The organism is Variovorax sp. LG9.2, from assembly GCF_035018885.1.
Classification (GTDB): Bacteria; Pseudomonadota; Gammaproteobacteria; order Burkholderiales; family Burkholderiaceae_C; genus Variovorax.
This window is the reverse complement of sequence record NZ_JASJXB010000032.1, coordinates 1-18624: the sequence shown is the minus strand read 5'-3', so window position 1 is coordinate 18624 and position 18624 is coordinate 1. Positions and strand designations below refer to the sequence as shown.

Annotated in this window: 19 protein-coding genes, 3 tRNA genes and 1 pseudogene; 15 read left to right on the top strand and 8 right to left on the bottom strand. The window is 64.3% G+C overall.

Translation table 11 applies throughout. The features are described 5' to 3' along the window. Positions 1-21: 21 nt before the first annotated feature. Positions 22-1662 carry a type VI secretion system-associated FHA domain protein TagH gene (tagH, locus tag QN413_RS22760; RefSeq protein WP_323498871.1) on the top strand — a complete coding sequence of 547 codons (1641 nt, stop codon included), beginning with the start codon at positions 22-24 and terminating at the stop codon, positions 1660-1662. A 34-nt stretch (positions 1663-1696) separates the two neighbouring features. Beyond that, positions 1697-2488, top strand: a complete 792-nt coding sequence (locus QN413_RS22755; protein WP_323498870.1) for a PP2C family serine/threonine-protein phosphatase — start codon at positions 1697-1699, stop codon at positions 2486-2488. An 83-nt stretch (positions 2489-2571) separates the two neighbouring features. Here QN413_RS22755 and QN413_RS22750 read toward each other — a convergent pair whose 3' ends face one another. The 5 genes from QN413_RS22750 to tssA form a co-directional block, all read right to left on the bottom strand. Further along, positions 2572-3138 (bottom strand): hypothetical protein, encoded by a 567-nt coding sequence (locus QN413_RS22750; protein WP_323498869.1) that lies wholly within the window; start codon positions 3136-3138, stop codon positions 2572-2574. 48 nt (positions 3139-3186) lie between these two features. Beyond that, positions 3187-3669, bottom strand: a complete 483-nt coding sequence (locus tag QN413_RS22745) for a type VI secretion system tube protein Hcp (RefSeq protein ID WP_323498868.1) — start codon at positions 3667-3669, stop codon at positions 3187-3189. Between the two features lie 106 nt (positions 3670-3775). Continuing rightward, positions 3776-5269 (bottom strand): type VI secretion system contractile sheath large subunit, encoded by a 1494-nt coding sequence (gene tssC / locus QN413_RS22740; protein WP_323498867.1) that lies wholly within the window; start codon positions 5267-5269, stop codon positions 3776-3778. 42 nt (positions 5270-5311) lie between these two features. Further along, on the bottom strand, positions 5312-5830 hold the full coding sequence (gene tssB, locus QN413_RS22735) for a type VI secretion system contractile sheath small subunit (protein ID WP_222620457.1): 519 nt from the start codon (positions 5828-5830) through the stop codon (positions 5312-5314). Positions 5831-5872: 42 nt separating this feature from the next. After that, positions 5873-6913 carry a type VI secretion system protein TssA gene (gene tssA, locus QN413_RS22730; protein WP_323498865.1) on the bottom strand — a complete coding sequence of 347 codons (1041 nt, stop codon included), beginning with the start codon at positions 6911-6913 and terminating at the stop codon, positions 5873-5875. Between the two features lie 137 nt (positions 6914-7050). On the opposite strand from tssA, the gene tssJ reads away from it, so the two are divergent. Continuing rightward, on the top strand, positions 7051-7512 hold the full coding sequence (gene tssJ / locus QN413_RS22725; RefSeq protein WP_323498864.1) for a type VI secretion system lipoprotein TssJ: 462 nt from the start codon (positions 7051-7053) through the stop codon (positions 7510-7512). A 12-nt stretch (positions 7513-7524) separates the two neighbouring features. Here the strand turns inward: tssJ and QN413_RS22720 are convergent, their stop codons facing one another. Both QN413_RS22720 and QN413_RS22715 read right to left on the bottom strand, forming a co-directional pair. Further along, on the bottom strand, positions 7525-8667 hold the full coding sequence (locus QN413_RS22720) for a type VI secretion system protein (protein WP_323498863.1): 1143 nt from the start codon (positions 8665-8667) through the stop codon (positions 7525-7527). After that, complete coding sequence (locus QN413_RS22715; protein WP_323498862.1) at positions 8664-10016, bottom strand: DotU family type IV/VI secretion system protein; 1353 nt, start codon at positions 10014-10016, stop codon at positions 8664-8666. Before QN413_RS22715 ends, QN413_RS22720 begins: the two co-directional genes overlap by 4 nt. A 197-nt stretch (positions 10017-10213) precedes the next feature. Between QN413_RS22715 and QN413_RS22710 the strand changes: the two genes are divergently transcribed. Then, complete coding sequence (locus QN413_RS22710) at positions 10214-10888, top strand: response regulator transcription factor (RefSeq protein ID WP_323498861.1); 675 nt, start codon at positions 10214-10216, stop codon at positions 10886-10888. A gap of 24 nt (positions 10889-10912) precedes the next feature. Here the strand turns inward: QN413_RS22710 and QN413_RS22705 are convergent, their stop codons facing one another. Further along, positions 10913-11524 (bottom strand): chalcone isomerase family protein, encoded by a 612-nt coding sequence (locus QN413_RS22705; protein WP_323498860.1) that lies wholly within the window; start codon positions 11522-11524, stop codon positions 10913-10915. Positions 11525-11893: 369 nt separating this feature from the next. On the opposite strand from QN413_RS22705, the gene trpE reads away from it, so the two are divergent. The 11 genes and pseudogenes from trpE to QN413_RS22650 all read left to right on the top strand — a co-directional run. Beyond that, positions 11894-13396, top strand: a complete 1503-nt coding sequence (gene trpE / locus QN413_RS22700; protein ID WP_323498859.1) for an anthranilate synthase component I — start codon at positions 11894-11896, stop codon at positions 13394-13396. Beyond that, positions 13393-13791, top strand: a complete 399-nt coding sequence (locus QN413_RS22695; RefSeq protein ID WP_323498858.1) for a GxxExxY protein — start codon at positions 13393-13395, stop codon at positions 13789-13791. The genes trpE and QN413_RS22695 overlap by 4 nt, the downstream gene beginning before the upstream one ends. Positions 13792-13811: 20 nt before the next feature. Continuing rightward, positions 13812-14396 carry an aminodeoxychorismate/anthranilate synthase component II gene (locus tag QN413_RS22690; protein WP_323498897.1) on the top strand — a complete coding sequence of 195 codons (585 nt, stop codon included), beginning with the start codon at positions 13812-13814 and terminating at the stop codon, positions 14394-14396. A 14-nt stretch (positions 14397-14410) separates the two neighbouring features. Then, on the top strand, positions 14411-15454 hold the full coding sequence (gene ltaE / locus QN413_RS22685; protein ID WP_416352227.1) for a low-specificity L-threonine aldolase: 1044 nt from the start codon (positions 14411-14413) through the stop codon (positions 15452-15454). Positions 15455-15477: 23 nt separating this feature from the next. Continuing rightward, a complete protein-coding gene (gene trpD / locus QN413_RS22680) occupies positions 15478-16524 on the top strand; it encodes an anthranilate phosphoribosyltransferase (protein ID WP_323498856.1) in 1047 nt (348 codons plus the stop codon). Between the two features lies 1 nt (position 16525). Beyond that, positions 16526-17338, top strand: a complete 813-nt coding sequence (gene trpC, locus QN413_RS22675; RefSeq protein WP_323498855.1) for an indole-3-glycerol phosphate synthase TrpC — start codon at positions 16526-16528, stop codon at positions 17336-17338. Then, entirely contained in the window at positions 17335-18066 is a 732-nt protein-coding gene (locus QN413_RS22670) for a uracil-DNA glycosylase (protein WP_323498854.1), read from the top strand. Before trpC ends, QN413_RS22670 begins: the two co-directional genes overlap by 4 nt. 63 nt (positions 18067-18129) lie before the next feature. Then, positions 18130-18215 (top strand) — tRNA-Tyr (locus QN413_RS22665). A 74-nt stretch (positions 18216-18289) separates the two neighbouring features. Further along, positions 18290-18363 (top strand) — tRNA-Gly (locus QN413_RS22660). Positions 18364-18403: 40 nt separating this feature from the next. After that, a tRNA-Thr gene (locus tag QN413_RS22655) sits at positions 18404-18478 on the top strand. A 72-nt stretch (positions 18479-18550) separates the two neighbouring features. Next, positions 18551-18624 (top strand): annotated as a pseudogene (locus tag QN413_RS22650) (elongation factor Tu); the annotation flags it as partial.

Genomic DNA, 18624 nt, shown 5'->3' with positions numbered 1-18624 from the left:
GATTGCAGCAGGAGTGAGTTCGTGATTCGAGTCGTTGTGGTTTCACATCAAGGCGGGCCCGTCGGGCGCGCGCTCGAAGGGCGTTTCGGGCCGGAGGGCGGCACCATCGGGCGCGCTTCGACCAACACGCTGGTGCTCGACGACCCGGATCGCACCGTGTCGCGGGTGCATGCGCAGATCGTGTGCCGCGGCGACGCCTTCTTCATCGTCGATCGCGGCAGCAATCCGATGCTGTGCAACGGCCGGTCGCTGGGTGCCGGCAACGAGGTGCCGATGGCCGATGGCGATCGCCTGGTGATCGGCGGCTTCGAGCTGAAGGTCGAGGCGCAGCAATCTTCGGGCTCGGCGGCTCTGGCGGCTTCGGCGGGGAACGGTTTCGGCGACGACCTTGGGCTGTTGGGCACTGCGCCGAATGCGGCGGCGCACGACGACGATCCGTTCGCCGACCTGCTGGCCGGGCTCGGTGCGCCGACCTCACCGACCTCACCGTCCTCACCTGTGCCTTCGCCCGCACGGGCAGCCGCACCTTCGTTCCCTTCCTCCCCGTCCACCGATTCACTGCTGTTCGCCAACCCGCTGGAATCCGGACCGAGCCTCGGCGGCCCGACCGGTGCCGATCCGTTCGCCGACCTGCTCGGGCCGGACTCGAGCGCTCGATCTGGTGCTACGCCAGGCAGTTCCTCCGCAGATCGATCACCGGGCGCTCTGGACGATTTCTCCGACTTGGGGCTGGGGCCGGCCGGCAAAGCTGCCGGCATCGACGACCTGTTCGGTACCGGTGGCGGTCTGGGCGGCGACCCGCTCGCGTTGTCTCCATTGGCCGACCCGCTGCTGCAACCCAACACTGCCAGCAATGCCGATCCGTTCGCGGCGTTGCAGGGCAAGGCGAAGCCGACCGCGGCGCCGCGCAGCGACCATGTGCAGATCGGGAACTTCGGCTATGCGCCGCCGGTGGCAGTGGTGCATGCCGCGATGCCCGTGCCGGTGCCCGCGCGTCCGCTTCCGCATCCGCACGCACCCGCGCCGCAGTTCCACGACCAAACCGGCTCGCCGGTCGGCAACGCCGCCTCCGACGCTGAACTGCTGGCCGCGCTGCTGCGCGGACTGGGCGGCCTGCACAAAGAGCCCCCGGCGCTCACGCCGGAGTTGATGGAGCGCATCGGCATCATCCTGCGCAGTGCGACCGAGGGCACGCTGCAACTGCTGCTGGCGCGCCAGGAGCTCAAGCGGGAAGTGCGGGCCGAGGTCACGATGATCGCGTCGCAGGCCAACAATCCGCTCAAGTTTTCACCGACGGTCGAGGTCGCGCTGGCGCATTTGCTGGGTGACGGCGTGCGCGGCTTCATGCCACCGGAGGTCGCCATGCGCGATGCGTTCGACGATTTGCGCGCGCATCAGTTCGGCGTGATGGTCGGTATGCGGGCAGCGCTGGCGCATGTCATCGGTCGCTTCACGCCGGAAGAACTGGAAAAGAAGATCGCGGCCAAATCGGCGCTCGACAGCCTCTTCGCTGCGAACCGCAAAGCCAAGCTGTGGGACCAGTTCGTCGCGCTGTACGGCGGCATCGCAGCCGAGGCCGAAGACGACTTTCACAGCCTGTTCGGCAAGGCATTTCTGGAAGCCTACGAAGCCCAGATGGCGCGGCTCCGGGCCACCGTATAAATTCATAGCAAATCCACGACAAGAGGAATCCGGTTTGGAAATCGAAATCGTCACGCTGTCCAAACAGGGCGGGCGTCCCTACAACGAAGACGTGCACGGGCATTGGCACGACGATCGCTTCGTCGCGTGCCTCGTGGCCGACGGTGCAGGCGGCCATGGCGGTGGTGATGTCGCGGCCGCCACCACGCGCAGCAGCGTGCTCGGCGGCTTCGCTGCGGCACCATCGATCGGCAGCGACGCATTGCGCGCACTGCTGGAGCGCGCCAATCTCGACGTCGTCGCGCGCCAGGCCGAGGGCGGCAAGCTGGCGGCGATGCGCTCGACCGTGGTGCTCGCGGTCATCGACCTGCACCACGATCAACTGGCCTGGGCGCACAGCGGCGACAGCCGGGCGTATCTGTTTCGCGCGGGCGCATTGGTGGCGCGCACCACCGATCACAGCCTGGTGCAGCAGATGGTGGCCGGCGGCATGATCGACGAAGAGGGCGCGCGGCTGCATCCACAACGCAACATGCTGTTGTCGGCGCTCGGCTCCATCGACGAGGCGCCGGAGATCAGCGTGTCCGCGTCGATGCCGCTGGCGCCCGGCGACGTTCTGCTGATGTGCAGTGACGGCGTGTGGGAGCCGCTCGGCGACGAGTGCCTGCTCGAAACGCTGCAGGCCTCGCGCAACCCGAGCCAGTGGGTCGAGTTGCTCGACCAGCAGATCAAGGTGCGCGCCAAGCCGGGGCACGACAACTACACGGCCCTGGCCGTCTGGTTACGTGAGGACGACGAAGACACGCGCCGCATGCCGGTCGTTGCGGACCAGCCCGACGCAAGCTGAGGCCCGTGCCCGGGGCGACTCTCCAGAGGGCGGCGGTCACCGCCACGCTGCCGCGTTGCGACAGGTCCTTGTGGCGTGTCGCATCAAGGCGCCTTGGGGCGGTAGGCCGTGATCGTGCCGGTGACGCTCACGTCCACTGTCACCTTCACCGTCGCCAGTTCCATCTTGCCGTTATCGGATCGCTTCATCGACTTCCGGGTGCTCGTCTCTTTGATCGGTGCATCCTTCCAGCGGATCACGCTGGCCTTCACTTTTTCGTGGTGGCCCTTGTCGTTCTGTTCGAGAACGGTCAACTCACCGGCGCCGGTGTTCTTGCTCACGATCGACGTGTGGTGCGGATGCCCGATCGTCGTCTCGACGGCGTCTTCGGACTCCAGTCCGTCCGCGAAGGTAACGGTGGTGGTGGTCGTCTTCGTCATCTCGTAGTCGCGGTACTGGAGCACGTCACCGGGCAGCACGTCTTTCAGGTCGACCTCGTCGCCCCATACGTAGTCGGCATCGCTGTCCGTGGGCCCGCCGAAATCCGACGATGCGCCGGCCCCTGCCTTCTTCAAAGCGCTTTCCGCGAGGTCCCAGCATTCGCCGGCCCCCACGCTCTTGCCGACGTGGCCGCTGGCCCACTGCAAGATCTTCTGATTCAGTGTTGCCATGGCGTCTTCCTCGGTGCGGGACGGCTTTGCGACTTGAACCTCTGCGACTCAAACCTTCTTGTTCGCCGCGATGTCCCAGCCCGCCGTTTTGGCGGCATCGCCCGTGCCGTCGGCCTTTTGCGGAACGTATTCGAACTTGAATTTCGAAAAGTTCAGCGAGATGTTTTCGGTGAGGCGGTCCTCGCCACCGCTGCCGCCGGTGGCGACATGCGCGACGATCAGGTTGCTCAAGGTGAGCTTGATGTACTCGAGCGGTTCTTTGCCGGCCTTGCGCACCACGAACACCGCCTCCTTGATGTGCTCGCCGTTGCAGCACGCCAGCAGCAGCGCATGGGAACTCGCGTCGATGTACTTGGTAAAGGAAAAGTCTTGAACGGAAACCTTGCCGCTGCCGCCGCCGCCGCCCATGTGGCTGGTGCCCGACTGGCTGGCGCCCCAACTCCAGGACATGACATCGATTTCCTTCTTGTGCTTGTCGTCGGACGACTCGCCTTCTACGCCTTCGATCTTGATAAACATGTCTACAGCCATGATGGTCACCTTTCAGTTGTGTTGTGAGAAACAGATCGACTTCCGTGCCGACGCAGCTACAGGGATAACGACCTCAAGTCCCTGAATTCAAAGACTCGCGACAAATTTATTTGGCCCCTTTGGCGGAGGGAAGCTTGGAGACCAGGCGCAATGAAACGGTGAGTCCTTCGAGCTGGTAATGCGGCCGCAAGAAGAACTTGGAGCTGTAGTAACCGGGATTGCCTTCGATCTCTTCGACCACCACCTCGGCCGCGGCCAGGGGCTTTTGCGACTTGGTTTCTTCCGAGGAGTTGGCCGGGTCGCCATCCACGTAGTTCATGATCCATTTGTTGAGCCAGCGCTCCATGTCCGACTTCTCCTTAAAGCTGCCGACCTTGTCGCGCACGATGCATTTCAGGTAGTGCGCAAAGCGGTTGCAGGCAAACAGGTAAGGCAGGCGCGCGGCCAGGTTGGCGTTGGCGGTTGCATCCGGGTCGTCGTACTCCGCAGGCTTGTGCAAAGACTGCGCACCGATGAATGCGGCAAAGTCCGAGTTCTTGCGGTGGATGAGGGACAGCAAGCCGGCCTTCGACAATTCGGCTTCGCGCCGGTCGCCGATGGCGATTTCTGTCGGGCACTTCTGGTCGACGCCGCCGTCGTCGCTCGGAAAAGTGTGGAGCGGCAGGTTCTCGACCGCGCCGCCCGATTCGATGCCGCGAATCCGCGAGCCCCAGCCATAGAGCTTGTACGAGCGATTGATGTTGGTCGCCATCGCATAAGCCGCATTGGCCCATGCGTACTTGTTGTGGTCGGCGCCGGCAACGTCTTCCTCGAAGTCGAACTCTTCGATCGGATTGGTCTTGGCGCCATAAGGCGTGCGCGCGAGGAAGCGCGGCATGCACAGGCCAAGGTACTTGGAGTCGTCGGAGTCGCGCAGCGAGCGCCAGCCGGCGTACTCGGGCGTGCCGAAAATCTTGGTGAGGTCGCGCGGGTTCGCGAGCTCCTGCCACGACTCCATTTGCAGGAGGTTCGAACTGGCGCCGGTGATGAAGGGCGCGTGCGCCGACGCAGCGATCTTCGCCATTTCGCCGAGCAGTTCCACATCGGGCGGGCTCTGGTCGAAGTGATAGTCGCCCACGATGGCGCCGAAGGGCTCGCCGCCGAACTGGCCGTATTCCTCTTCGTAGACCTTCTTGAACATCGGGCTCTGGTCCCAGGCCGCGCCCTTGAATTTCTTCAGGTTCTTGTGCAGTTCCTTCTTGGAGATGTCCATCACCCGGATCTTGAGGAACTCGTCCGACTCGGTGTTGTTCACCATGTAGTGCAGGCCGCGCCAGGCACTCTCGAGCTTTTGAAACTCGTCGTTGTGCAGGATCTGATTGACCTGCGCAGTGAGCTTGGCGTCTATCGCGGCGATCATGGCCTGGATCGACTTGGTCACGTCCTTGCCGATGACGGTGCTGTTGCTCAGTGCCTGTTGCGCGAGTGTGAGCACGGCGGCTTCGACGGCACTCTTGGCCTCGTCGCTGCGCGGCTTGAATTCCTTTTGCAGCAGCGACGAAAAATCGCTGCCGGCAAACGCGACATCTTTCAGCGCGCCTTGTTCAAGTGCTTCTGCCATGGTGCTTTCTCCTCGTTGTCCGTTGAATGGGTAAGGCGTTGCTCAGGCAGCAGGCGCGCTGTCCTCAGGCTTCTTCGTCGCGGCCAGCGTGGCCAGCAGGGCCGGGTCTTCGAGCACCTTGGCCAGCAGGTCTTCGGCGCCGCCCTTGCCATCCATGTAGGTGACGAGGTTCGACAGTTGCGTGCGGGCTTCAAGCAGTTTTTTGAGCGAGTCGACTTTCTTGGCGATGGCGGCTGGCGAAAAGTCGTCCATGTTCTCGAAGGTGATGTCGACCTTGAGGTCACCTTCGCCGGTGAGCGTGTTGGGCACCGAGAACGCGGCGCGTGGTTTCATGGCCTTCATGCGCGTGTCGAAGTTGTCGGTGTCGAACTCCAGGAACTTGCGATCGCCCACTGGTGCCAGCGGGTCGGCGGGCTTGCCGGACAGATCGGCCAGCACACCCATCACGAAGGGCAACTGCACCTTCTTTTCGGCGCCATAGAGCTCCACGTCGTACTCGATCTGGACCCGGGGTGCCCGGTTGCGGGCGATGAATTTCTGACTGCTCTTGGACATGGAAATCTCCTTGCGGATGGTGTGCGGGTCGTTGAAAAGGGAAGGGAGCTAATCGGAACTCGGCCGCTTGCCGGTGACGGTCTCGATGGTGTCCATCGCGTTGGGCGCGAGGTTGGCCATGATTTCGAAGAAGTCGACGCCGATGAGCTTCTTGGCGCGCTCGATGAGCAGCGGCGCCGGGTTGCCGGGTTCGGCCTGTATGAGGTAGCTGATGACACGGTCGAGCATGTGCAGCGCGTCTTGCCGCGTCGTGATTTCGCCGCGCGCTACAGCCGGCGATGCGGCAGTTCCGGACGCGGCGGTTTCGGCTTCCGTTGCTGGCGCGACGTCGGCTTCAGCCTGCACTGGCGACCCGACCGCACTCGCTGCAACCTTGTGGAGCAGATTGCCCAGGCTGCGCAAGCCGTCCATATCGACGGCGTCGTGACGGCCAGTGCGTACGCCGAGCAGCTCGTGCAAGGCCGCGATCGTCGCGCGTACCTCGAGCAGCGATTGCAGGGCGGCCGGATGCTCCGCATGAATCTCTTCGAGCGCACCCTGGATCTGCGCAGTCGAATACGTGGGCTCGCCCCCTGCGGCGCCGATCAGGCTGTGCGCGATCGCGATGTCGCGCACGCGAATGGCACCGACACCGCGCGCTACGCCGACTCGCGCGTCGTACAAGTCGCGCAGCACCATCGCATCGTCGGTGAGTGGCATCAGCGCGTTGAGGCGCATCGTCGGATCGTTGTCGTCGTCGGCATCCAGCTTTGGATGTATGCCGTCCCAGTACGTGTCGAGCAAGCCGGTCAGCAAGCCGAGGCCCGCCGCGAATCCCGGCATGCCGTCGAGTCGCGTGGCGGCGCGCAGCAGCAGCATCGCGGCGCGCACGTCCTTCGATCGTCGCAACACCGCATCGGCCTGTTCGGCGACCTGCCGCCAGTCGGGCTCGACGGCTGGAATGACGGTGTCGCCGAACTGCTGCTCCGCCTTGCCTTGCGCCAGCGATGCCAATGCCGTGAACGCCGGGTCGTACTCCAGATCGTCGCCGCAAGGAGAGGCTTCGTTGATGGGGCGTTGCAGCGCTTCGACGAGTTCGGGGGTCAGCATGTTGCCTGTTCGAGTTGACTGGTGATAATCAAAGATGCCTATGAACGGGTCAATGCAACGAAGGGAATAGCATGCGATCGCCTGGTACACACCGTTTGCCCTATGGTCGGTTTTCCATAGCGACCCTGCGGCGCCGCATGACCGCATCGGGCGTGTTGCTCGCGGGCCTCGCGCTCGCCGGTTGCAGCGCACCTCCTCCTCCGCCCAAGCCGGTGGTGACGCAGGTCTCCATGACGTTGACTGCAGGCCCCGACGCCAATCCAGATGCGCGCCTGCGCCCGTCGCCGCTCACGGTTCGGGTGTATGCACTCAAGTCTCCGGGACCTTTCGAGAGCGCCGACTTCTTCTCGCTGTTCGAAAAAGACCAGGCCACGCTCGGCGCTGAAATGGCGCAGCGCGAAGAAGTTTTGCTGCGACCTGGCGAGAGCAAGAAGCTCGAAATGACGTTGGCCGCAGACGTCAAGGTCATCGGCGTGATGGCGGCGTATCGCGACCTCGAGCGCGCGCGCTGGCGTGAGATCAAGGTGCTGCAGGTCGGCAAGCCGCTGGTGATGACGGCGACCTTCGGAGCGCGTCAGATCACCATCGATCCGAAGTGAGCCGGAAGTGATCTAGGCATCGAAGCGCGCCAGCGGCTGGTCGGCCGGCAGGAAGCGCTCGAACAGATCCGCTGCAAAGGCCGCGCCCGATGCGTCCGCGCCCGAAGGCGTCGAGCCGGTGAGGTACAGCCCGCGCCAGCGTTGCGGGCGACGCTGGTCCTTGATGCGACCGAACAGCGCGTCGGCCAGCTGACGCAACCCTGGTTGCATCGCGCGCACCTGTTCGACGAACGCATGAATCGCCAAGCGATCTGCCGGCGTGCTCGTTTGCCGCAGCAGCGCCATGCGCAATGCATCCAGCCCCTCGATGATCGAGTCGAAGGCTTCGGTCGCGCGCTCGTCGGCGCGGACGCTGGCCGCCGCACCGGCGCCCGCAATGCCCGACCAGCGATAACCGATCACCTGCGTCAGCACGTCTTTCGACAACGACGAGCGCAGCGTGTCGTAGCCGTTCAGTTTCTCGAGACCGGTGACCACGAGGTAGATCGGCAGTCGCAGATGCAGGTGTTCGGCGGCTTCGTCGATCAGGCGGCGCATGCGCATAGCCGATGACTCTTCCGTTGTTCCGGCCGCTCCCGTTGTCGCTGGCAACAGGCTGCTCGCGCTGACGCAAACGACGATGCCGTTCAGCGGCAGGCGTGGCCGCTCCTGCACCAGCACCAGCAACGCCCGGTACCACGAGCGCCGTACGCGTGCGGGGTTCGCTCGCTGCAGCACCTGCGGATCGATTCCGATGGCGACCATCGATGGCAGTGCGTGCCACTGCCAGAAGTGCCAGAAGGGCCGGACTGTGTCGGCGTCGCCCGCCGAAGCACTCGCTGCATCGAGCAGGCGTGGCACATCGGCAGCCGCATCGCCGAGGAATAGAAACCAGGGCGTGCGATACAACGTTGCGCGACCGCCGGTCGAACGCACCGAGGACTGTCGGGCCTGCCGCGGTGCGTCGCCCAGGCCGTCGAGCGTGGCCTGTTCGGCCGGCGATTCGGCAGGGCCGCAGAGCGTGAGCTGCCGCTGCAAATCACGGCACCGCGCCACTCGGCGCCGGCCCGTGATGCGCCACCACAGCGCTGTCGCCCCGCCGATGCAGACGGCCACCAGCAGCCAGAACACGAGCGGGAGCTGGGTCAGCACGGTCACGGCGGGGGTGGCAGTCATCGTTCCGCGGTCTCCAGGAAGAGGAATTCCGCGATCAGCCGGTCGCCGCCCTTGTTGGCGGCGAGCGCCTCACGCAGCTTGAGCAGATACGCCGATGCCAGCTCGAAAGGCGGGCGGTCCGGCGCCTCGGGAAACGGAGAGGGCGACGCCAGCGCGACCACCATCACGGTGCCGAAGGGCGGGTTCACCAGCCAGCTCGAAGGGATGTCCTTGCCGAACACCAGTCGCTGCCCAGCGACGAAACGCGTCGGCTCTCCCGCGCCGCTCAGATGCTGCACCGCGCCGTCGGCCGTGTAGTAGTCGACCCGCACATTGCCCTCGTAGTGCGGTGCGGTCACTTCGATGCGCACGGCATCGCCCTCGCGCAGCCGGCCATCGTGTGCCGATGGCGCCGTCACTTTGAGGTCGAACGTCTTGTCGCGGTTTCGGGTCTGGTACGGCTTCAGGATGGCGACGACCTCGCAATGCGGCCACACGCGCAGCCGCAAGTCGAAGGTGGCGGACGACATGCCGGGCATGGCGCGCACCTCGCGTTCGACCTTGGCGATGTCGTCGACCAGCGGAACGAAGCCGCTGATGTGCAACGCGCTGAAGGCACCGACGGCGCCGGTCACGCCCCAGCTCGCTTGCAGGTCGGCACATGCGTAGCTGCGCAGTTGCTGATCGAGCCGCTGCTCGGCGCTGGCGGCGGTCTGCCGAGGCCCGGCCAGCAGCAGCCACAACAGCGCCATCAACGGGACGAGCACTGCGCCGGCGACGACCGCACGCAGGAGCGCGCGCTCGCGCCGCTCCGGGTCGCGCGGCGGCACTGTGCGGAGCTGGGCGTAAGGCTGCGGCGTGATGCGGTCCTTCGCCAGCGTGGCGATAGCGGCCGGTACCACCGGCAACTGGCGGCCGTGCAAGTCCTTGAGCTTGCCGAGCTCGCCGCCGTCGCCGGCCTCGAAGTAGTACTGGCCGGTAAAGCCGTTGGCCAGCGCGTACCAATACACCTCGCGCACCGCATCGTCGCCTGCCTGCAGGCCGGAGAGGTGATGAAAGAACTCGCTGTGTGCGTTGCTGGAATTGAAGAGCTGCGCCTGCAGCGGTGGGGCAGCGTCGGTCCAGCGGCGCTGCCGCGCGAAAATTTCGTCGAGCCACGCGACCATCGCGAAGGCGGCCGATTCGACCTGCGCGGGTGGGGCGCCGCCTGCCGTTGCTGCCAGTCGCGCCTCTGCGAGCAGCCGGCGTGCTTGTGCCTGTGCATCGGCGCGGGTGGTCGGCTCGGCAACGCCGGCGCGCAAGGGGTCGACGGCGTCGATCGCCAGGCCGTACGAGAAAAGGGCGGAGAACTGATCGAGCAGGCGCGCCATCGATTGCCCGCGTCAGCAGTGGATGAAGACGCACATGCCCATGTCTCGTCCCTCGGGTGTTGAGACGATTCTTTCGAGCCGCGCCGCGCAGCACCATATCCCGTGGGGACTATGCCGTCCGCTCGGCGCAAGCCGCTTGCCGCGCACGCCGAAGGCCGCTATCTTCAAGACTGGTCCATCAAAGCGCGGAACTAGTCATGAAAATCCTGATCGCCGACGACCACCGGCTCGTCATCGAGGCGGTCAAGGCCAAGTTGGCGGAACTCGAGCCGGGCATCGAGTTCGTGCTGGCCATGAGCGTCGACGAGTTACTCGCCGGGGCTTCGGACGACCTCGACCTGGCCGTGATCGACCTCAACATGCCTGGCGCCGACGGCCATGCGCACATCGACGAGATGCGGCGTCGCCATCCGGCCGTGCCGGTGATCGTGCTGTCTGGCTACGAAGATCCGGCCATCATGCGGACCGCGCTCGCGCACGGTGTGCTGGGCTTTATTCCGAAGGCGTATTCGCCCGAGGTGATGTTGTCGGCGGTGCGGCTGGTGCTGGCCGGTGGTGTCTATGTGCCACCGATGATGCTGTCGGCCCTGCCGCCCGGCATCGTGGCGGGCGTGCCGGCAGTGGAGGCGGCCGCGCGCGTCGCGACCCCAGCTGCGGCCCACACGCTCGACCATCTGCGCAACGTGCTGACCGAGCGGCAGGTCGAAGTGCTGCAACTGCTGTCGCAGGGCAAGCCGAACAAGTTGATCGGGCGCGCGCTCGGCATCAGCGAAGGCACGGTCAAGATTCACCTGGCAGCGATCTTTCGGGCGCTGAACGTGCGCAACCGGACCGAGGCGGTCGTCGCTGCGCAAACGCTGGCGGAAGCCTGAGCTCCCGCGTTAGACGAATCGTGGTCAGCTGCTGCGGCCGAGCAGCGCGTCTTTGAGCCGGTAGTCCGCAGGCGACGGGCCGAGCCAGATGCGTACCAGGGCGTTGAAGAACGCCACTTCCTTGATCGGATCACCCTGCATCGCGCCTCTGACCGTGATGACCGTGCCCGTGCCAGGAATCCAGTCGATCGTGAAGGTGTCGCCGGTCTTCAGCGTCTTCTGGTCGGCGAACATCTGGCCCATGCGAAGCAGGCCCGGAATGAGCTGCGAGAACTCCGCGCGCGGTGAGTTGTCTTCGACGCCGCGTGTGAAAAGTTTGCCCAGCTCATTGGCATCGATGTCGCGCAGCATCGTGATGGTCACGCGCTTGGAACCGGTGGCTGCCAGCACCTCTTCAGGCGTTCCGGCCTTCTTGCCCAGGTACAGGCCGGCGGTGTAGACCTTGAAGATCGCCTTGAAGCGAATGCCCGCGCCATTCAGCTGTAGGGTCTCGCCTTTCAGGCTGACGCTGTCTTCGAGCTTGACGCCGGAAACATCGACGGTCGCCGCATTGGCCGTGCTGATCGCGCAGGCGGTGCTGACGGCGACCAGCGACAACAGCGTTGCCGCGATGCGTTGACTAAATCGTGTGGGCATTTCAGTTCTCCTTTTTCCATCCAGAACGCGGATGTTCTTTTGTGTAACTGGATTTTCGGTCGGTCTTGCGTCAGCGGCGTCCGTAGAACCCCGCGCAGGCAAAAGTACGACATGCCGGCCGCTTGCAGCGCGAAAGGCCGCTGCTAAACTCGCGGTCACATGTTCGTTCATCACATCATTCAGACCGGTCAGGGCCGTCGGGGAGCCTGGCCCTGGCGTAGCCCGCACGGCGCCATCTGACTGATCGGCGCGACACTTGTCGCGCCCCCGCGGACCCGAAACGCACGCCACGCACTTGGGTCACCCCCATGAAGACTGATTTGCCGAAATCGACCGACGACGCGTCGTGAGGCAACGGAGAACGAACCTGTGATCACCGAACTCGAATTCAAAAGCCTCAGCGCGCAGGGCTACAACCGCATACCGCTGATGGTGGAGGCCTTCGCAGACCTCGAAACTCCGCTCTCGCTCTACCTCAAGCTGGCACACACCAAAGACGGCGGCAAATACAGCTTTTTGCTGGAATCCGTGGTGGGCGGCGAGCGCTTCGGGCGCTACAGCTTCATCGGCCTGCCGGCGCGCACGTTGATCCGGGCCAGCGGCTTCGGCGCCGCAGCGCGTACGGAAGTCGTGACCGACGGGCAAGTCGTCGAAACTGCCGAAGGCAATCCGCTGGACTTCATCGATGCGTACCAGAAGCGCTTCAAGGTCGCGCTGCGGCCAGGGCTGCCGCGCTTCTGCGGCGGGCTGGCTGGCTACTTTGGATACGACGCGGTGCGCCACATCGAGAAGAAACTCGAAGCCAGCTGCCCACCCGACACGCTCGGCTGCCCCGACATCATGTTGCTGCAGTGCGAAGAGTTGGCCGTCATCGACAACCTTTCGGGCAAGCTCTATCTGATCGTCTACGCAGACCCGACGCGGCCCGAGGCGTACACCATCGCCAAGCGCCGCCTGCGCGAGTTGCGCGACCAGTTGAAGTACTCGGTCAGCGCGCCGCAGGTGAAGCCGACGCAGGCGCATCCAGCCGAGCGATCGTTCGCCAAGGCAGACTATCTGGCAGCAGTGGAGAGCGCCAAGGAGATGATTGCCGGCGGCGAATTCATGCAGGTACAGATCGGCCAGCGCATCAGCAAGCGCTACACCGAGTCACCGCTGTCACTGTACCGCGCGTTGCGCTCGATGAACCCGTCGCCCTACATGTTCTATTACGACCTGGGCGATTTCCACGTGGTGGCCGCGTCGCCGGAGATCCTGGTGCGGCAGGAGAACATGCCGAACGGCGAGCAGAAAGTGACGATCCGTCCGCTCGCGGGCACGCGTCCGCGCGGCGCGTCGGCCGAGCTCGACAAGGCCGCCGAAGTCGAGCTCCTCAACGACCCGAAAGAGCGCGCCGAGCACGTGATGCTGATCGACCTGGCGCGCAACGACATCGGCCGCATCGCGAAGATCGGCACGGTGAAGGTGACCGAGGCTTTTGCCGTCGAGCGCTACAGCCATGTGATGCACATCGTGAGCAACGTCGAAGGCACGCTGAAAGACGGCATGACCGCCATCGATGTGCTGAAGGCGACCTTTCCGGCCGGCACGCTGACCGGCGCGCCCAAGGTGCACGCGATGGAAGTCATCGACCAGCTGGAGCCCGTCAAGCGCGGCATCTATGGCGGTGCGTGCGGCTACATCAGCTACGCCGGCGACATGGATGTGGCCATCACCATCCGCACCGGCATCATCAAGAACCAGGTGTTGCACGTGCAGGCGGCGGCGGGTGTCGTTGCCGACTCCGTGCCCGAGCTGGAATGGAAAGAAACCGAAGCCAAGGCGCGCGCGCTGCTGCGTGCGGCCGAACTTGTCGAAGAGGGATTGGAATGACTGCCGTCGAACTACAGAACGCACAGAACGACTTCTCGCACGAGATCATCGGCGCCGCCGTCGAGGTGCAGCGCGTGCTGGGCACGGGGCTGCTCGAAAGCGCTTACGCCGCTGCGCTGGAAATCGAACTCGCCGAACGCGAGATCGGTTTTGTCCGCAATGTGCCTTTCGGCGCGATGTACAAGGGCCGGCCACTCGGCGACGTGTACCGCGCAGGATTCGTCGTCGAGCAGTCGGTCGTCGTCGAGTTGAAGGCGGCCGAGTTGCTGACCGACCTGCATCGCGCGCAAGTGATGGCAGCGCTGCGCTTGTCGGGGCTCAAGCTGGCGCTGTTGATCAACTTCAATGTGTTCCCTGTCGTCAAGGGTGTCCATCGGATCGTCGGCAAGCCATGACGCAGGCTATGAACCAAGCCATAAGAGTCCTGATGATCGACAACTACGATTCGTTCACCTACAACATCGTCCAGTATTTAGGTGAGCTGGGGGCGGAGGTCGATGTGGTGCGCAACGACGAGATCACGGTGGCGCAGATCGGCGAGCGTGTGGCGGCGGGTATCACGCGGCTGGTGGTGTCGCCGGGGCCCTGCTCGCCGGCCGAAGCTGGTGTATCGGTGGCAGCCATCGAAGCTTTCGCGGGCAGGCTGCCGATCTTGGGCGTGTGCCTCGGGCACCAGGCCATCGGCGCGGCCTTCGGCGGCAAGATCGTCCGCGCGCAGCAACTGATGCATGGCAAGACGAGCCAGATCACGACCACACGCGAGGGTGTCTTCGCCGGCCTGCCGGGGAAATTCACGGTGAATCGCTACCACTCGCTGGCCATCGAGCGCGACAGCTGTCCGGCCGATCTGGCAGTCACCGCCTGGACCGACGACGGCGAAATCATGGGTGTGCGCCATACCGCTTTTGCGCACGATGTTCGCATCGAAGGTGTGCAGTTCCATCCCGAATCGATCCTGACAGAGCACGGCCACGCCATGCTCAAGAACTTCCTGGAGTGACCGCCTTGACCGCCCTGAAAACAGTCGACCTGCGCAGCGACACCGTCACCCAGCCGACCTCTGCGATGCGCGCTGCCATGGCCGCGGCACCGTTGGGCGACGACGTCTTCGGCGCCGACCCCAGCGTCAACGCACTGCAGGAAAAGATCGCCGACATGCTCGGCTTCGAAGCGGCCCTGTTTGTACCGACCGGCACGCAAAGCAACCTCTGCGCGATCCTGTCGCACTGCGGTCGCGGTGACGAGTACATCGTCGGCCAGCAGGCGCATGCGTATCGCTGGGAAGGCGGAGGTGCCGCGGTGTTCGGCAGCGTGCAGCCGCAGCCGCTCGACCATGCGGCCGATGGCACCTTGCCGATCAGTGCGATCGAAGCCGCCATCAAGCCCGACGATGCGCACTTTGCGCGCACAAGGCTGCTGGCGCTGGAGAACACGCTGGGCGGCAAGCTCTTGCCGTTCGACTATGTGCAGGCCACGACCGATCTGGCCAAGGCCAAAGGATTGCAGCGGCACCTCGATGGCGCGCGGTTGTTCAATGCGGCGGTGGCGCAGGCTGCCCGGGGCGGTGGCGATGTTCGCGTCGAGGCACGGCGTATCGCGCAGTGCTTCGACAGCGTGTCGGTGTGCTTCAGCAAGGGCCTCGGCGCACCGATCGGCTCTGCGTTGTGCGGCTCGCGCGAGCTCATTGCGAGCGCTCACCGTATTCGCAAAATGGCCGGTGGTGGTATGCGGCAGTCCGGCTTTCTGGCTGCAGCCGCATCGCATGCGCTCGACCATCACATCGATCGGCTGGCCGACGATCACGCGCTGGCAAAGCGGCTTGCGGCAGGACTGGCGGGTATCGACGGGCTCATGGTCGAGGCGCCGCAGACCAATATGGTTTTCGTCGATCTCACCGGTGCTGTCAAAGAACGCTCGGCCGAGTTGCTGGCCGCGTTGAACGCGCAAGGCGTTCACACGATGGGCTTGTACCGGCTGCGCTTCGTCACGCACCTCGATGTGGATGCGGCGGGCGTCGATCGTGCAGTGACTGCCATCCGTGTCTTCTTCAACGCCTGAATCAAAAATCCAAGAGACACGACATGATCACTCCGCAAGAAGCATTGCAACGGACCATCGAACATCGCGAGGTGTTTCACGACGAGATGCTGCACATCGTGCGGCTCATCATGAGCGGCGAGTGTTCGCCCGTGATGATGGCCGCGCTCATCACGGGCCTGCGCGTCAAGAAGGAAACCATCGGCGAGATCACCGCTGCCGCACAAGTGATGCGAGAGGTGTCGACCAAGGTGACGGTAAAGGACACCAAGCATCTGGTCGACATCGTCGGCACCGGCGGTGACGGCTCGCACACCTTCAACATCTCGACCTGCTCGATGTTCGTCGCGGCCGCGGCTGGCGCCAAGGTGAGCAAGCACGGCGGCCGCAGCGTGTCGAGCAAGTCGGGCAGCGCCGACGTGCTGGAGTCGCTGGGCGTCAACATCAACCTGAAGCCCGAGCAGATCGCGAAGTGCATCGAGGAGGTCGGCATCGGTTTCATGTTCGCGCCTAACCATCATCCGGCGATGAAGAACGTTGCGCCGGTGCGCAAGGAACTCGGCATCAAGACCATCTTCAACATCCTGGGCCCACTGACCAACCCTGCCGGCGCACCCAACATGCTGATGGGCGTGTTCCATGCCGACCTGGTCGGCATCCAGGTGCGAGCGCTGCAGCGGCTCGGGACCGAGCACGCACTGGTGGTTTATGGCCGCGACGGCATGGACGAGATTTCGCTGGGCGCCTCGACGTTGGTCGGTGAACTGAAAAACGGTGAGATCCGCGAGTACGAGTTGCATCCGGAAGATTTCGGTTTCGCGATGTCGAGCAACCGCGCATTGCGCGTGGAGACGCCCGACGAGTCAAAGGCGATGTTGCTCAGCGTGCTCGACAACGCGCCCGGCGCGGCGCGTGACATCGTCGTGCTGAACGCCGGCGCCGCGCTGTATGCAGCGAACGTCGTCGATTCGGTGCTGGCTGGCGTGGAGCGTTCGCGTGCGGTGATCGAATCGGGCGCGGCCAAGGCCAAGCTGGCCGAGTTTGTCTCAGCGACGAACACGGCAGCCATGAACACCGCGGGAGCGCACTGACATGTCCGCCGACATCCTGAACAAGATCGTTACGGTCAAGCACGAAGAAGTGGCCGCTGCAAAGCGCCGTACGCCGCTCGAGCGCATTCGCTTCGACGCCGAGAGCCGCGTGCTGACGCGCGATTTCGTCGGCGCGATGCGCGCAAAGATCGCAGCGGGCCAGGCGGCGGTGATCGCCGAGGTCAAGAAGGCGAGTCCGAGCAAAGGCATCATTCGCGAAGACTTCATTCCGGCCGACATCGCGCAAAGTTATGCCGAGGGCGACGGCACAGCGGGCAGCGTCAGCGCGGCCTGCCTTTCAGTGCTCACGGACAGGCAATTTTTCAAGGGCGAGATCGACTACCTGAAGCAGGCACGGGCGTCTTGCGACCTGCCGGTGTTGCGGAAGGATTTCATGGTCGATGAGTGGCAGATCTACGAGTCGCGCGCGATCGGCGCCGATGCCATCCTGCTGATCGCATCGGTGCTCGACGATGCGCAGATGAAAGACTTCGAGGCGATCGCGCTGGGGCTCGGCATGGCGGTACTGGTGGAAGTGCACGATGCGGTGGAGTTAGACCGTGCGCTCAGGCTCAAGACGCCGCTCGTCGGCGTCAACAACCGCAATCTGCGCAACTTCGAGGTGTCGATCCAGACCACGATCGATCTGCTGCCCAGGCTGCCAGCCGATCGGTTGCTGGTTACCGAATCCGGCATTGCGACGCGGGACGACGTGGCCGCTCTGCGCGCTGCAGGGGTTCAGGCCTTTTTGGTCGGCGAAGCGTTCATGCGCGCCAAAGAGCCAGGCGAGGCGCTCGCCGATTTGTTCAAGTGAGCCGCGCGCCATATGGTCAATTGACGCGCGCCGATCCGGCGGACTGGCCTGTGGCTCCCGGCTGGCAGCCGCTCGTCGACACGTTTTTTGCGAGCGCAGCGGGTCAAAAGCTTTTGGGCTTTTTGCAAGCGCGACTGGCCGCTGGTGCAGTCATCTTTCCGCCGCGCCCGCTCCGCGCGCTGGAGCTCACACCCCCTGAGGAAGTGCGCATCGTCGTCCTCGGACAAGACCCGTACCACGGTCGCGGCCAGGCGGAGGGGCTGGCGTTTTCCGTGGCGCCGGGCGTCAGGGTGCCGCCGTCGCTGCGCAATATCTTCAAGGAACTGGAGCGTGATGTCGGTACACCCCCGCCACCGTTTCCCGAGCCTGGGGGCAGCCTGGTCGAGTGGGCTAAAAAGGGTGTGCTGCTGCTGAACACCTGCCTCACGGTCGAAGAAGCGCAGCCTGCCAGTCATGCGGGTCGCGGCTGGGAAATCTTGACCGACGCTGTCATTCGCCATGTCGGCGCCGGCAACGATCCGGCGATGTTCATGCTGTGGGGTGCACATGCGCAGAGCAAGCGGGTGTTGATCGACATGCAGCGCCACAAGGTGCTGACGGCGAACCATCCGTCTCCGCTGTCGGCACTGCGGCCGCCCCTGCCGTTTATCGGCTGCGGGCATTTCAGTCAGGCACGTGCCTGGCGAGAGGCGCAGCGTTCCGTGTCCGGTGGACGCGCCGGGATTTAGGCGCTCTTGGTGCGCAAGGAACTCGAAAGCGCCTCCGAACCATGCTATATTCCGCGGTTCGCCGGAGAGGTGGCCGAGTGGTTAATGGCAGCAGACTGTAAATCTGCCCTCTTACGAGTACGCTGGTTCGAATCCAGCCCTCTCCACCAGCGACGAAATGGATTTTCAAGGGCGTTTGGCACCGTGAGAAACGGGCATTTGGGGTGCGCTGATGGCTCCCGATGCGGGAGTAGTTCAATGGTAGAACCCCAGCCTTCCAAGCTGATGACGCGGGTCCGATTCCCGTCTCCCGCTCCAGAAATTCCGGATCGCCGCAGGAATGCGTTGGTTTGTACAGGCCCTTTTGGCTCAGTGGTAGAGCACCCCCTTGGTAAGGGGGAGGTCGCGGGTCCGATTCCCGCAAAGGGCACCAGTTTTGGGGTTGCAGCGCCTGGTTTGCAGCTCGCGTAGATACGTTGATATCTTTTTTTTCGGAGTCGAGAAAATGGCAAAAGGAAAATTCGCCCGTACCAAGCCCCACGTGAACGTGGGCACCATCGGTCACGTCGACCACGGCAA

Excerpts from the sequence above, each read along its gene's own strand:
- QN413_RS22750 (WP_323498869.1), bottom strand. The coding sequence starts at position 3,138 with ATGGCAACACTGAATCAGAAGATCTTGCAGTGGGCCAGCGGCCACGTC.
- QN413_RS22745 (WP_323498868.1), bottom strand. The coding sequence starts at position 3,669 with ATGGCTGTAGACATGTTTATCAAGATCGAAGGCGTAGAAGGCGAGTCG.
- tssC (WP_323498867.1), bottom strand. The coding sequence starts at position 5,269 with ATGGCAGAAGCACTTGAACAAGGCGCGCTGAAAGATGTCGCGTTTGCC.
- tssA (WP_323498865.1), bottom strand. The coding sequence starts at position 6,913 with ATGCTGACCCCCGAACTCGTCGAAGCGCTGCAACGCCCCATCAACGAA.
- tssJ (WP_323498864.1), top strand. The coding sequence starts at position 7,051 with ATGACCGCATCGGGCGTGTTGCTCGCGGGCCTCGCGCTCGCCGGTTGC.
- QN413_RS22720 (WP_323498863.1), bottom strand. The coding sequence starts at position 8,667 with ATGACTGCCACCCCCGCCGTGACCGTGCTGACCCAGCTCCCGCTCGTG.
- QN413_RS22715 (WP_323498862.1), bottom strand. The coding sequence starts at position 10,016 with ATGGCGCGCCTGCTCGATCAGTTCTCCGCCCTTTTCTCGTACGGCCTG.
- QN413_RS22710 (WP_323498861.1), top strand. The coding sequence starts at position 10,214 with ATGAAAATCCTGATCGCCGACGACCACCGGCTCGTCATCGAGGCGGTC.
- QN413_RS22705 (WP_323498860.1), bottom strand. The coding sequence starts at position 11,524 with ATGCCCACACGATTTAGTCAACGCATCGCGGCAACGCTGTTGTCGCTG.
- QN413_RS22695 (WP_323498858.1), top strand. The coding sequence starts at position 13,393 with ATGACTGCCGTCGAACTACAGAACGCACAGAACGACTTCTCGCACGAG.
- trpD (WP_323498856.1), top strand. The coding sequence starts at position 15,478 with ATGATCACTCCGCAAGAAGCATTGCAACGGACCATCGAACATCGCGAG.
- trpC (WP_323498855.1), top strand. The coding sequence starts at position 16,526 with ATGTCCGCCGACATCCTGAACAAGATCGTTACGGTCAAGCACGAAGAA.